We start from the raw sequence: 12968 nt of genomic DNA, 5'->3' as shown, positions 1-12968 counted from the left end.
TCAGGTGATCGCGTTCAGGCCGAGGATCTCGCGCCCCGCGATCAGGGTCTGCACCTCGACGGTGCCTTCGGGGATCATGCCCCCCTTGGTGTCGCGGAAGATGCGCTCGATCGGGTAGCCGACGGCGTAGCCGAGGCCGCCGTGGACCTGCAGCGCCATGTCCGCCACCTCGAACGCCGCCTTGGTGGCATACAGCTTGGCCATCGAGCAGTCCTCGCGCGCCTCGAGCCCCCGGTCCAGCGCCTGCGCGGCGGTATACCCGAGCGCGCGGGCGGCCTTCACCCGCATCGTCATGTCGACGATGTATTTCTGGACCAGCTGGAATTCCCCGATGAGCTTGCCGAACTGGCGGCGCGACTTGACGTAGTCGATCGAGATGTCGAGCGCCGACTGCGCCTGCCCGACCGCGCCCATGGCGATGTTGACCCGCGCGGTGTTCAGCCCGGCCAGCGTGCCCGACAGCGCCTTGCCCTCGGGGCCCAGCCGGTTCTCGACCGGGACCTTCACGTTGTCGAGCGTCAGTTCGGACGTGCCCGTCGGACGCAGCACCAGCTTCTCGACGCGGCGGGCGGAATACCCCGGCATACCCTTTTCGACGATGAAGGTGGACAGCTCGCCATCGCATTCGTCCGAGTAGGTCCGCGCGACCAGCTGGCAGATGTCGGCGTTGATGCCGTTGGTGATCCACAGCTTCTGACCCGAGATCACGTAGTGGTCGCCCTGTTTGACCGCCTTGCACTCGATCCCGCGCACGTTCGACCCGACGTTCGGTTCACTGAGCCCGGTGCAGCAGCGGATTTCGTTGTTCAGGAGCGGCTTGAGCCACTTTTCCTTCTGTTCGGGCGTGCCGAACTTGCTGAGCTTCTGGATCGTGCCGTTGGTGATATTGACGATGGTCCGCAGGCTGCCCCAACAGTAACCCGCGCTTTCCATCAGCATCGCCCAGGTGACATAGGGCAGGTCGAACCCGCCGTCCGCCTCGGGGATCTTGCCGCCGAGGTAGCCGAAGTTCTTCAGATCATCGAGGATCTCGAACGGAAAGGTGCAGTCCGCCTCGTGCTTGTTGATGATCGGCGTGACGTTCTCGCGCAGCCACTTGTCGACCTGCTCCTTGAGCATGATTTGTTCGGCGTCGAGGTAGGCGGACATTGCTGGTGCTCCCGTTCCAGTTGCCCCAGCATCGCGATACCGGCTGCGCGATGCATCTGTCGTGGGCGTTTAAGCAAGAACATGGAAGATACCGGGAAACTTTTGACCCGCAAGTAAAATAGTTTTCGGATCAGTAAGCTTTCGGGCTCTGACTGCCCTTGCGGTCGGGGGCCCGGACCGGCCAGGCCCCCGATTTTTCAGTCTGCGGGACCTGCTCCTAGCCGTAGAACAGGTTCGGCAGGTAGAGCGCGATGCCCGGGAAGAGCACGATCAGCAGCACCCCAAGCAAGGTCACGATCACGTAGGGCACGACCGACGAATAGATGTCGCCCATGGTCACGCCCGGAGGGGCCACGCCCTTGAGGTAGAACAGGTTGAAGCCGAAGGGTGGCGTCATGTAGCCCACCTCCATCATGATGATGAACAGGATGCCGAACCAGATCGGGTCGAAGCCCGCGTCGCGCACCACCGGCAGGAACACCGGCAGCGTGATCAGCATGATCCCGACCGGGTCCAGCACCATCCCGAAGAAGAACAGCACCGTCAGCATGAAGAACAGCGCGCCCCATTTCCCGCCGGGAATATAGGCCATCAGGTCCTGGATCAGGTGCTGCGCCCCGAGCGCCGTGTAGGCGGTCGAGAAAGCATGGGCCGCGAACAGGATCCACATGATCAGTGCCGCCAGCTTCAGCGTGGCGATGGATGCGTCGTGGATCACAGACCAGCTCAGCTGGCCGTTCACCGTGGTCGCGAACATCGCGCCGAACACGCCGATGGCCGCCGCCTCGGTCGGGGTGGCGAAGCCGCCGAAGATCGCGCCCAGAACGATGGTCACGATCAGGATCGGCAGGATCACAGCCTTGAGCGACCGCAGCTTCGGCCCCCAGCCGGCGCGTTCCTCGATCGGCAGGGCGGGGCCCATGTGCGGCTGCAGGAAGCAGCGGCCGCCGATATAGATCGACACCAGCACGAACAGTGTCAGACCCGGCCCGACGCCCGCGGCGAAGAGACGACCCACCGAAACCTCGGTCAGCAGCGAATAGAGCACCATCAGGATCGACGGCGGGATCAGGATGCCCCAGCCGCCGCCGGCGTTGATGGCCCCCAAGGCGAGCTTTTTATCGTAACCTCGCTCCAGCATCTTGGGCAGCGCGATGGTGCCCATGGTGACGACCGCCGCGCCGGAAATGCCCGACATGGCCGCGAAGATCACGCAGATCAGGACGGTGCCGATGGCCAGACCGCCGCGCAGACCGCCGAACCAGACGTGCATCATCTCGTACAGGTCGTTCGCGACCCCTGACTTCTCTAGCAAGATCGCCATGAAGACGAAGAGAGGTATCGCCATCAATGTCGGGTTCGACATTGACTCCCACATCTTGGAGGCCAGCAGGTAGAACCCGATCTGCCCCATTTCGAAGTAGAGGAACACGACCGAGATGCCGCCCAGCACGAAGGCCAGCGGCGTGCCCAGCATCACGAACAGCAGCAGGCTGCCGAAGAACAGCAGCGTAAGGATTTCGACACTCATTCCTGGATCTCCCCCGCGGCAGCCTGCGTCGCGGCGGTTTCACCCGCGGCCGGCGCACCGAAAATCTCGTCCGGGATCGGCTTGCCCTGCAGCACCCGGATATCCGACCAAAGACGCACAATGCCCTGCAGCAGCAGGAGGATGGCGGCGATCGGGATGAAGATCTTGGTGGGCCAGAGATATGGCTTCCAGATCGAGTTGGACCGCTCGGAATCCGCGATCGACTCGGACGCGATATCCCAGCCCTGCCACAGCAGGACGCCGACGAAGAGGATGAACAGCGGGTAGGTGATGATGTCGATCAGCGCCTTACGCTTCTGGCTGAAGGCGCCGTAGATGATGTCGACATTGACGTGGCCGCGCTCGGCCAGAAGGAAGCCGCCGCCGATGATGGCGTAGACGCCGAAGATCAGCGTGGCCAGTTCCGCCGTCCAGATGGTCGGCTGACCGACGAGATACCGCATGACCACGTCGGCCAGCAGGAAAGCAAAGAGGATGAGGACGGCGAGCGACGCCCATTTTCCGATAAACCTGTTGAGGCGTGTTATGCCCCCAGCAAGCTGCAACATCGGGCTACCCTTTTCGGTATGAGAGACCAGACGCGAGCGTTCGCGGCCGTCTCACCCCGGTCGCGCGACTGTCTGGTCGAATTGCTGGTGAGGGCGGCACATCCCCCGCAGGACGTGCCGCCCGGTAACGTCAGTCGGACTGCTTACGCGTAACCGAGGTCCTTCATCAGGTCGGTGTAGACGGTGGCGGCGCGCGCCGCGATCTCACCCTTCTGACCCTCGGTTTCGAGGATGTTCTTGGACGCTTCGGCCAGCATCTGCAGCACGTCGTCCGGCAGCTGGATCACCTCGACGCCCTGCTCGGCGATACCCCAGGACAGCGCCTGCGCCTCGCCCAGCTGGTACTCCGACGACCGCTCGTAGAAGCGGGTTTCGTAGGCGGTGTCCAGGACGCCGCGCAGATCGTCGTCCAGATCCTCGTACTGCTGCACGTTCATCAGGTAGCTGTCGGTGGTGAAGCCCAGGGCCGGCTTGTAGTGGTATTTGCAGACCTCCCACAGCGACATCGACTTGGCGCCGATCGCGGCACCCCAGTGCGCACCGTCGACCACACCCGACGACAGCGCCTGATACAGTTCCGAACCCGGAATGTACTGCGGCGCCGCGCCTGCGGCCTTCAGGTAGTCCAGCATCGTGCCCGAGGACCGGATCTTGACGCCCTGGAAGTCGGCGGCGCTTTCGATCTTCTTCGACAGCACGAATTCGGTCGGATAGGCCTTGTCGGACTTGAGCATCACGCCGTCCGGCACCAGCTCTTCGTTGACCATGGCTTCCAGCCCGCCCTGCTTGGTGGCGTACTGCTGTTCCCAGCTTTCGCGGAGCGTGCCGGGGATGCCGTAGACGAAGGACGCGGCCTGCGCCTTTTCCTGGAAGTAGGAGGCCGAGGCGGTGCCCATCGGGACCACGCCCTTGCGGATCAGGTTGTAGATTTCCGGACCCTTGGCGAATTCGCCGGCGCCGAAAAGCTCGAACTGGAACGCGCCTTCGGTCTGTTCCGTGACCCGCTGGGTCAGGACGCCGAGGCTGTCGTCGAAGGATGCCGAGGCCTTGGGCCAGTGCGACTGGACGCGCCAGGTCACCTTGCCCTGCGCGATGCCCTTGCCGATCAGCGCGGGGGTCGCGAGCGCGGCGACGGCACCGCCGCGCAGCATGGCGCGCCGATTCATGTTACCGGATTTGCTGGTCATGTTTTCCTCCCTGGTCATGACACGTGGAATCAAGTTCCACTGTTATTTTGGCACATGCCGTTGGCCCTCCCAACTGGCCAGCAGGCAAGGTGCAACACGGACCAGACCAGCTTTTTACCCATGCGTCAATAATCGAGGCCGCGCAGAACGCGGCCTCAACGAAAATTTATTCCGCATGGCGGTCAGACGTAGCCGAGATCCTTCATCAGCGTCGTGTAGGCGTCCGCGGCCTTGGTCGCGACCTCGCCCCGTTCCGCCTCTTTCGCCAGGATGTCCGAAGACGCCTTGACCAGCATTTCGGACACGTCGGGCGGCAGGTTGATGACCTCGACCCCGTTTTCGGCGACGCCGGAGGCCAGCGCGATGGCTTCCTTGTGCAGGTAGCTCGCCGATCGCCGCCAGAAGCGCGATTCGATGATGTCGAGCAGGATCTGCTGCATGTCATCGTCGAGGTCTTCGAAGGCGGCAAGGTTCACGATCAGGCCTTCGCCGGTCAGGCCGAGCGGCGGCTTGACGTGGTATTTGCAGACCTCCCACAGCGACATCGACTTGGCCCCGATCGCCGCACCCCAGTGCGCGCCGTCGACCACACCCGAGGACAGCGCCTGGTAGAGTTCGGAGCCCGGAATGAACTGCGGCGCCGCGCCCGCGGCCGCGAGGTAATCCAGCATGGTGCCCGAGGACCGGATCTTGAGCCCGCGGAAGTCGTCGGCACTCTCGATCCGCTTCGACACGACCATCTCGGTCGGGATCACCTTTTCGGCCCGGTAGAGAACACCGTCTTCCTGCAGTTCGGAATCGAGCAGTTCCTCCAGACCGAGGTTCTTGGTGAGGTGCTGCATCTCCCAGCTTTCGCGGAACGTGCCGGGAATGCCGTAGTTGAATGCCGCCGACTGCGCCCGATCCTGGAAGTAGGAGGGCGAGCAGGAGCCGATCGGCACCACGCCCTTGCGGATCAGGTTGTAGATCTCGGAGCCCTTGGCAAACTCGCCGTCACCGAACACCTCGAGCGTGAACGCCCCCTCCGTGCGGCGCGACAGCTCTTCCGCGATCACCAGATAGCTGTCGTTGAACGAGCCCGACGCCTTGGGGACGTGCGATTGCATCCGCCAGTTCACCTTGCCCTGCGCGATGGCCTTGCCGACCAGCGCCGGCGCCGCAACCGCGGAAACCGCCGCACCGTGCAGAACGGCACGACGGGAAATCCGACCTTGTGTCATCTTCGTATCCTCCCAAAAATCACCAGCCCTGAGGTGATCGGACGCAGCGTCACCCGGCAAGGGCGGCTTGGGCCAATCACTTGTATGTGCTAATCAGCGGAAATCGACTGGCCGGAACTCAATTTTACTTGCGCGTAAGCTTTGTGTTGCAAGTGCGAAAAAATCTGTAAGGTGGGCTCAGTCCTGTTGTATTGTCCGTCAGGTCGAATAGATGGCCCCGGACGCAAGTCCTGGACCGCAAGGGTAAGAGTATATGGCGAACTGGAATGGCGCAGTGGCGTCGCGGGAAGAAATCCGTGAACTGAAACGTCGGGCCGCCCTCAGGGTCGCTGCACGGATCTTCAACGAAAAAGGCTACCACGCCACCTCGCTGGACGAGATCGCGGACGAGATCGGCGTGACCAAGACCGCGCTCTACTATTATTTCAAGAACAAGGAGCAGCTGCTCTACGAATGCATCAAGGTCACCTATGACTGCGGTGCGAATGCGCGGCTGGAAGCAGAGAAATTCAATGGCACCGCTTTCGAAAAGCTGCAGGAACTCTATCGCCGGTTCATGGAGAACCTGATGGAGGAACGCGGGGCCTATACGACCATGGCCAATATCCGTTCCCTGCCCGCCGAGCAGCAGCAGGAACTGATGGAGCGCCGGCGCAATCTGGACCGCTACTCCCGTATGCTGATCGAGAAGGCCATTGCCGAAGGCTCCGTCCGTAAACTGGACGTGCGGATCACGTCCAACTTCTTTCTCGGCGCGGTGAACTGGATCCTGCGCTGGCACACCGAAGACGACGCGATGAAGCCGAGCGACGTCTCGGCCCATTTCCTCGATCTCTTCATGAACGGCATCGTGCAGCGCCCGGCCTGAGCCAGACGCCCTTTGCGGGACGCGGGCGGGTCAGGTCCCGCCCGGCACCGTGTCGATCTCGTATTGCAGGAACACCGGCACCGGGTCCGCCTTCTTGCGCTTGGACAGGCTGACCGCGCCGCGCGTCGTCTGGCCGAACCCGGCCTCGTCCAGCAGCCCCTTGATCCCCTCGGGCCCCGGCCCCGCCGCGCGGGTCAGCGCCAGCGGGTTCTGTTCGAGGAACGACAGATCCTCGGTCCCCGACTGTCCGCTGACCGGGGTCAGGATCACGATCAGCCGGTCGCGGCCAAAGCTTTCCGGCGCGATCAGGACGAAATCGTCATCCAGCGCCGATCCCGGCTGCATCCTGCCGTTGCCCATGAAGGTGATCGAGTAGTCCGCCCCCACGTAGAGCAGGTTGAAATCGACCGGCGTCTCGCCGTTGTTGGTCAGCCGCAGGCCCACCACGTCATCCGGCACCAGCTTTGGCACATCAGCGCCCTCGACCGCCCGTCGGCTGGTCTGGTCGACCTCTTCCTTGACCGTGTCGAACCGGGCCGTCACCAGTTCCGCATCCACCGGCAGACTGGCCGAGGCGGTCGCCGCGCCGACCTTCATCAGGTTCAGCGCCTTGGCGATGGTGGCGAAGCTGTCGGCCATGACCGCCGCCAGTTCGTCCGCATCCTTGTCGTCCGTGGAAACCGAGGGCGTTCTGGCTAGTTCCTCGGGATCGACCAGCCCGGTCGAGGGCAGGATCCAGATCGCATCGGGGCGCGGGCTGTCGGGGATCACCGCCAGCCGCAGGTCGGCCCCCTCGGTTCCGGCGGGGACGAAGGACACCCGCGCCGCGATCGCCGGTTCGCGCATCATCTGGGCCACCGCGCCCGCCATCGCCTCGGCCGGCGCGCTGCCGTCTTCGGGCAGCGCCACGGTCAGCGAAAAGTCGATGCCGTTCGACATTTTCCTGAGAACCGCGCCCGACGGCACCTCGGACGGTGCCGCCCCTTCGACCGCCGCGCTGGCGGAGAACGTCGTGGCCCCGGTCACGCGGTATTCGGCCAGCATCGCCTCGTCCGGATCGGCGGGCGAAGCGAAGAGCCCCATCACCGTGCCCTGCTGCAGCCCGTGCAGTGTACCGGCGGGCACCTTCAGCCCATCGCCCTCGGGCGCGGCCTGCCATTGCAGGATCAGCCCGGCGCCGCCCTCGCCGAACACCGCCTGATCCAGATCGCCCTCGAACAGCGGGGTCGAGCGGGCGAGGTTCAGGACGGAGTACTTGCGCAGCACCTCCTGCGCCAACTGGCGATAGGTGATGCCGGGTCGTTCGGCCAGCGTTTCGAAAATCGTGTAGGTGAACACGCCCTGCGGCCGCCGGTCGGGCTGGCCACGCGGCATGTTCTTCTCGGGCGTCGTCTCGTTCGTCTGGGCCGCGAAGAAGGCGACCAGTTGGCCCTTGCCCTCGGCCGGGGCCTCCGCGCCCGCCTCGACCGCAGGCGCAGGGCGCGCACGCGGGTCGTCCTTCGGCATCCCGCGGGATTTGCTCTCGGCCTCGGCCATCGCGCTGTCGGGGATCTTCAGCATCTCGGGCTTCAGCTGACGCTGCCGCACCTCGTCGTCACCCGACGGCGCGGCGCGGGTGGCGGTGCCGGAATGGCAGCTGTCGAACACCACCCAGACATCCGCGCCCTTGGCCCGGATCGCGTCGATCATCTGGCCGATCTCGTCGTCGATCAGCGCGTTCTCGACCGTGCCGACGGTATCGTTCCACGGCCCGATGTCGACCGGCAGGAACAGTTCGTCCAGCCCGTCGAGTTCCGTCGACGGGTCGAGCGCCGGAGCCTGCGTGCCGTGACCGGCGAAATGGAGATAGACGAAATCGCCCGCCTCGACCGTCTCGGCCAGTTCGGCAAAGCCCGCCCGGATCGCGGCCAGCGTCGGGGCCTCGGCCCCTTCCAGCCCGTCGGCCAGCACATGAACCCGCTCGGGCGCAAAGCTCATCACCGGATTGGCGAGCAGGTACTTGCGGACCAGGTCGACGTCGTTCTTCGGCCCGTTCAGCCATGCGCTTTCGTCGAGGTTGACGTATTGCGACGCGCCGATCAGCAGCGCATGCGCCTCCTTGGCCAGCGCCGGGCACGCGGCGGTCAGGGCAAGAACGGAAACGAGGCCGATGCGGCGGAGCGTTTTCATCGAGGTCCCCTCAGTTGGTGATCAGCGTGTAGGACGTGCCGCCGCCGCCCTTGTTCTCGACAACGACGGTGAACGCCTCGCTCTTGGCGGGACGCCAGCCGCAATAGGCGATGGCCGATATGTCGGTGTCGGAACAGACCAGCCGCCCGGCGCTGTCAAAGACGCGAACATTCAGGTCGGCGGCGCTGGCGCCCTCGATATAGACCTCGGCATAGGCGTTGCCTTCATACTCCAGCGGCTTGTAGGTGTCCGCGCCGCCCGCCCGGATCTGGCTGATCGAATAGACCTTGCCCGACACCACACCGCGCGCCTGCACCGCCAGCATGTCCTCGGCGATGCCTTCGATGAACGGATCGCCGCCGCCAAAGGCCAGCGCGGTATCCAGCATGTCCTCCCACGTGACCGGGCCTTCGCCTTCGCCCTCCGGCGCGGGGCCGTCGCGTTCCGGCTCGCGTTCGATCTCGGCCCCCAGCACCGACTGGCGCATCCGCGCGGCGGCCAGCGCCAGCAGCGGGTCGCGGTCCTGAAGCGCCGCGTCGAACAGGCGGGCGGAGATCTCGGCCCGCTTGACGACGCTCAGCGGCGCGCCGGCCATGTCGGGGGAAATCGCCTCGGCCCCCGCCGTCAGCGGCAGGAAGGCCAGGCAGAAGCCGGTGAGGGCTGCGGAAATGCGCATGATCGAAATGTCCTCGGTCTTGTCAGTCGGGTCGATAATGTCCGCCATTTCTCAATGATTCAAAGGGATTCTGGGCCCCGGGCCTTCATGACTGAACTTGTCATGTGAACCCGGCAGAGGCAGGCATTACGTATTGGCCAGACTTTCGAGGGACACGCCATGACCGACCGACCGATCCGCTACACGCCGCACCGCGCCGCCCGCCGGCCCTTCCTGCTGTTCGTGCCGCTCATGTCCGCGCTGGTGGTTCTGGTCGCCTCGGTGACCGGCAGCCGCGCGGATGTGGCGGACACCGCGCTGGCCGCGACGCTGGTGGTGGAAAGCGACGACATGGATGCGGCGTTCCTCGGCTCGGCGACGCTCTGGGGCGACGGGACGGTGGCCGTCACCAGCGCGCATGTGGTCAAGGACCGCATCCGCGTCGCCCTGCGCAACCGCGACGGTCTGCGGGTGTCGGCCAGCGTGACCGCCCGCGACAAGGTGCGCGACCTCGCCCTGATCGCGCTCCCCGGCGGCGATTTCGGCGCGGGCCTGCCGCCCGCCACCGACCGCCCGCCGCTCGGCGCGCCCGTCCTTGCCTTCGGCGCGCCGCTGGAGACGGAGTTCTCGATGACCGGCGGCATGGTCTCGGCCCCGGACCGCCAGACCGACCCGGCGATCCCGGTGGCGCTGATCCAGCACGACGCGGCGATCAATCCCGGCTCGTCCGGCGGGCCGCTGGTCGACGCTGCGGGCCACGTCGTGGGCATCAACACCCGCATCGCGGACGGGTCGCGCCTGTTCGCCGGGATCGCGTATGCGACCCCCGCCGCGACGGTCGTGCGGTTCGTTGCCGGGGACCTGCCCGCCGTGGTCCGGCTGGGCCTGACCGTCCGCCCCGTCACGCCGCGCATCGCGCAGGCGCTCGGGCTGAAGAACGGCCGTGCGATCCTTGTCGACGACGTGGAACACGGCAGCCTCGCATGGCGCTCGGGCGTGGAGGCGGGCAATGTCCTCACGGCCCTCGACGCGCATCCCCTCGCCCGGCCAGCGGACCTCGCATGGGCGCTGGAGACCATCGCGGGCGACGAGGCGCAGTTGACGATCATCCGCAACGGCGCCGAAATGCAGCTGCTCCTCGACCTGACCCCCGACACCCCCGCGATACAGGGCACGTCTGCCCCCGCCGCCGGAATGATCGGACGCGTCACGGCCTACACATGGGACAGCCTCGGCGTCTGGTTCGCCGACGGCGGCACGACCGTGAAGGACATCTCCAAGTCCAGCCCCGCCTACCGCGCCGGTCTGGCCGAGGGCGACGTGATCCGCGCCGTCAACGGCGCGCCCGCCACGCCCGAAACGCTGGCCGCCCAGCAGATCGACGGCGCGCTGGTGATCCGCGTCGACCGGGCGGGCCGCAGCCTGCACGTGATCGTGGACCCCTGGACCAACGTCCTGCCCAACGTGCCCATCGGTGGCGCGAATGCCCTTGACCCCGCCGTGTCGGTGTTCTGATCTGAGCGCGAGGAGAGCACGATGACCACCCCCCAGACCCGCATCCTGATCGTCGAGGACGATCCCGTCGCCGCCGACGCCCTCGCCGCAGCTGTGCGCGACCTCGACTGCGACCCCGTCGTGATGCGCAGCTACGAGGACGGGCTCAAGGCCGCCGGCCTCGCCGAATTCCGCGTCATCGTCTTCGACCGGATGCTGCCCGGCGGCGACGGCATCGACGCCATCGCCAAGATCCGCGCCGCCGGATCCTCCGCGCTGGTGCTGGTCGTCTCTGCGCTCGGCCGCGCGTCGAACAAGATCGAGGGGCTGGAGAAGGGCGCCGACGACTACCTCGCCAAGCCATTCGACGCCGAGGAACTGCGCGCACGTCTGCGCGCGCTGCTGCGGCGGCACGACATGGCGGTGCTGGACAACGACCTGATCACCTTCGGCCCGCTGCAGATCCGCACCAAGGCCCGCACCGTCCACGTCCGCAACCAGCATATCCCGGTCAGCCCCAAGGAGTTCGAGCTGATCACCTATTTCGCGCGGAACGCGGGCGAGACGGTGACGCGGATGCAGCTGCTCGAGAACGTCTGGAACCTGCATTTCGACCCGCAGACCAACGTCGTCGACGTCCATGTCGGCCGCCTGCGGCGCAAGCTGGAACAGGCGGCGGGTCATCCGGTGATCCACACCGACCGGGGCGTCGGCTATGTCTTCGACCCGCAGAAAGACCACGCCGAGTGACCCTGCCCCCGCGCCGATCCCCGGCCCGGTCGGCCAGCCTGCGCGTGATGCTGATCGTGGCGGCGGGGATCATCACCCTGTCGCTGTCCGCCATGGCGCTGCAGTACCGCATCACCGCGCAGGCGCTTGAGGCGCGGCAGGCCGAGGTGCTGGCGGCGGACCTGACCGGCTTTGCCCAGTTCTACGAACAGCGCCGCATCCCCGGCCTGCGCGAGGCGATCGAGGCCCGTGCCGCCGTCACGCCGCCCGACGCCGCCCTCTACCTGCTGCAGGACCGCAACGGCACGACGCTGGCGGGCAACCTGCCCGCATGGCCCGAGGGGCTGACGAAGGCGGGCGAGATGTTTGCCCCCCTGCCCGCGCAGGACATCAATCTGCCCGGCGGCCAGTATCGCGGCGTTGCGCGGGACCTGCCCGGCGGATTCCCCCTGCTGGCCGCGCGCTCGCAGGCGCCGGTGACGCAGACCCTCGCGGACCTGCGCGGCACGATCCTGTGGGTCGCGGCGGGCCTGTCGGCGCTGGCGCTGGTCGCGGGCTGGCTGGTCGCCCGCGCCGTGGTGGGCCGCATCCACCGCGTCAACACGCTGGCCGACCGGGTGGCCGAGGGCGACCTGTCCGCCCGCCTGCCCGACCCGCGCGGCAGCGACGAATTCGGCGCGCTGGAGACGCATTTCAACGCGATGCTCGACCGGATCGAGGCGCTGAACCGTGCCACGCACCGGCTGTCGGACAACATCGCGCACGAGCTGAGGACGCCCCTGAACCGCATCCGCCAGCGGCTGGACCGGATCGAGGGGCAGGACGAGGCCGTCGCGGCGATCCGCGCCGACATGGCGGGCACGATCCGCATCTTCGACAGCCTGCTCGACATCTCGGGCGCCGAGGCGGCGTCGGGCCAGCGCCCCGGCCTCGTGCCGCTGAACCTGTCGGAAATCGCGGCGGAGGTGTTCGAGCTCTACGAGCCGCTGGCCGAGGACAAGGGCCTTGCCGCCAGTGCCGCCATCGCGCCGGACGCGATGATCCTCGGCGAACGCAACCTTATCGCGCAACTGGTGTCGAACCTGCTCGACAACGCGATCAAGTATTGCGCCCCCGGCGATGCTGTCTCGCTCACGCTCACCGTCGACGGCGACCGACACGTCCTGAGCCTCGCCGATACCGGCCCCGGCATGCCCGAGGACATCCGCGCCACGATGTTCGACCGCTTCACCCGCAGCGCGCGGGATCGCGAGACGTCGGGCCATGGCCTCGGCCTTGCGCTGGTGCAGGCCATCGCCACCCGGCACGGGGCCAAGCTGACTCTGCCAAGTTCCGATAAAGGTTTCAGAATCGACATCGCCTGGCCTAAGCTTCCCCGGTCCTGACCGGGGATTAGG

11 protein-coding genes are annotated in these 12968 nt (G+C 66.3%); 4 read left to right on the top strand and 7 right to left on the bottom strand.

Going from position 1 to position 12968, the window contains the following annotated elements; all coding sequences use genetic code 11:
* From ATO6_RS07700 to dctP (ATO6_RS07680), 5 genes are all read right to left on the bottom strand, one after another.
* Nucleotides 1-1149: an acyl-CoA dehydrogenase family protein gene (locus tag ATO6_RS07700; protein WP_217898978.1), complete on the bottom strand. Its 1149-nt coding sequence runs from the start codon at nt 1147-1149 to the stop codon at nt 1-3.
* Nucleotides 1150-1366: 217 nt separating this feature from the next.
* Complete coding sequence (locus ATO6_RS07695; protein ID WP_088623295.1) at nt 1367-2680, bottom strand: TRAP transporter large permease subunit; 1314 nt, start codon at nt 2678-2680, stop codon at nt 1367-1369.
* A complete protein-coding gene (locus ATO6_RS07690; RefSeq protein ID WP_088623294.1) occupies nt 2677-3249 on the bottom strand; it encodes a TRAP transporter small permease subunit in 573 nt (190 codons plus the stop codon). The genes ATO6_RS07695 and ATO6_RS07690 overlap by 4 nt, the downstream gene beginning before the upstream one ends.
* Nucleotides 3250-3392: 143 nt before the next feature.
* Nucleotides 3393-4436, bottom strand: a complete 1044-nt coding sequence (gene dctP, locus ATO6_RS07685) for a TRAP transporter substrate-binding protein DctP (RefSeq protein WP_088623455.1) — start codon at nt 4434-4436, stop codon at nt 3393-3395.
* Between the two features lie 182 nt (nt 4437-4618).
* Nucleotides 4619-5656, bottom strand: a complete 1038-nt coding sequence (dctP, locus tag ATO6_RS07680) for a TRAP transporter substrate-binding protein DctP (RefSeq protein ID WP_088623293.1) — start codon at nt 5654-5656, stop codon at nt 4619-4621.
* A 253-nt stretch (nt 5657-5909) separates the two neighbouring features.
* Between dctP (ATO6_RS07680) and ATO6_RS07675 the strand changes: the two genes are divergently transcribed.
* Nucleotides 5910-6524: a TetR/AcrR family transcriptional regulator gene (locus ATO6_RS07675; RefSeq protein WP_088623292.1), complete on the top strand. Its 615-nt coding sequence runs from the start codon at nt 5910-5912 to the stop codon at nt 6522-6524.
* Nucleotides 6525-6554: 30 nt separating this feature from the next.
* On the opposite strand, the gene ATO6_RS07670 is transcribed toward ATO6_RS07675, so the two are convergent.
* Complete coding sequence (locus tag ATO6_RS07670) at nt 6555-8693, bottom strand: caspase family protein (protein WP_088623291.1); 2139 nt, start codon at nt 8691-8693, stop codon at nt 6555-6557.
* 10 nt (nt 8694-8703) lie between these two features.
* The gene (locus ATO6_RS07665) at nt 8704-9417 is read right to left on the bottom strand and encodes a hypothetical protein (RefSeq protein WP_088623290.1); all 714 of its coding nucleotides are present in this window, start codon (nt 9415-9417) and stop codon (nt 8704-8706) included.
* Nucleotides 9418-9528: 111 nt separating this feature from the next.
* Here ATO6_RS07665 and ATO6_RS07660 point away from each other — a divergent pair, with 111 nt between their 5' ends.
* Genes ATO6_RS07660 through ATO6_RS07650 form a run of 3 tightly spaced genes read left to right on the top strand, consistent with a single transcriptional unit; the run spans nt 9529 to nt 12956 of the window.
* A complete protein-coding gene (locus tag ATO6_RS07660) occupies nt 9529-10863 on the top strand; it encodes a S1C family serine protease (RefSeq protein ID WP_088623289.1) in 1335 nt (444 codons plus the stop codon).
* Nucleotides 10864-10884: 21 nt separating this feature from the next.
* Nucleotides 10885-11592, top strand: a complete 708-nt coding sequence (locus ATO6_RS07655) for a response regulator transcription factor (protein ID WP_088623288.1) — start codon at nt 10885-10887, stop codon at nt 11590-11592.
* Nucleotides 11589-12956: an ATP-binding protein gene (locus ATO6_RS07650; RefSeq protein ID WP_088623287.1), complete on the top strand. Its 1368-nt coding sequence runs from the start codon at nt 11589-11591 to the stop codon at nt 12954-12956. The genes ATO6_RS07655 and ATO6_RS07650 overlap by 4 nt, the downstream gene beginning before the upstream one ends.
* The last annotated feature ends 12 nt before the right edge of the window (nt 12957-12968 follow it).

It is taken from the genome of Oceanicola sp. 22II-s10i, assembly GCF_002210105.1.
Lineage (GTDB): Bacteria > Pseudomonadota > Alphaproteobacteria > Rhodobacterales > Rhodobacteraceae > Pseudooceanicola.
Note: the sequence above shows the minus strand (reverse complement) of the source record. Positions and strands in the feature narration are given on the sequence as shown.

Coding starts and splice junctions, on each gene's coding strand:
- ATO6_RS07660 (WP_088623289.1), top strand. CDS start 9,529: ATGACCGACCGACCGATCCGCTACACGCCGCACCGCGCCGCCCGCCGG.
- ATO6_RS07695 (WP_088623295.1), bottom strand. CDS start 2,680: ATGAGTGTCGAAATCCTTACGCTGCTGTTCTTCGGCAGCCTGCTGCTG.
- ATO6_RS07690 (WP_088623294.1), bottom strand. CDS start 3,249: ATGTTGCAGCTTGCTGGGGGCATAACACGCCTCAACAGGTTTATCGGA.
- ATO6_RS07675 (WP_088623292.1), top strand. CDS start 5,910: ATGGCGAACTGGAATGGCGCAGTGGCGTCGCGGGAAGAAATCCGTGAA.
- ATO6_RS07700 (WP_217898978.1), bottom strand. CDS start 1,149: ATGTCCGCCTACCTCGACGCCGAACAAATCATGCTCAAGGAGCAGGTC.
- ATO6_RS07655 (WP_088623288.1), top strand. CDS start 10,885: ATGACCACCCCCCAGACCCGCATCCTGATCGTCGAGGACGATCCCGTC.
- dctP (WP_088623455.1), bottom strand. CDS start 4,436: ATGACCAGCAAATCCGGTAACATGAATCGGCGCGCCATGCTGCGCGGC.
- ATO6_RS07665 (WP_088623290.1), bottom strand. CDS start 9,417: ATGGCGGACATTATCGACCCGACTGACAAGACCGAGGACATTTCGATC.
- ATO6_RS07670 (WP_088623291.1), bottom strand. CDS start 8,693: ATGAAAACGCTCCGCCGCATCGGCCTCGTTTCCGTTCTTGCCCTGACC.
- dctP (WP_088623293.1), bottom strand. CDS start 5,656: ATGACACAAGGTCGGATTTCCCGTCGTGCCGTTCTGCACGGTGCGGCG.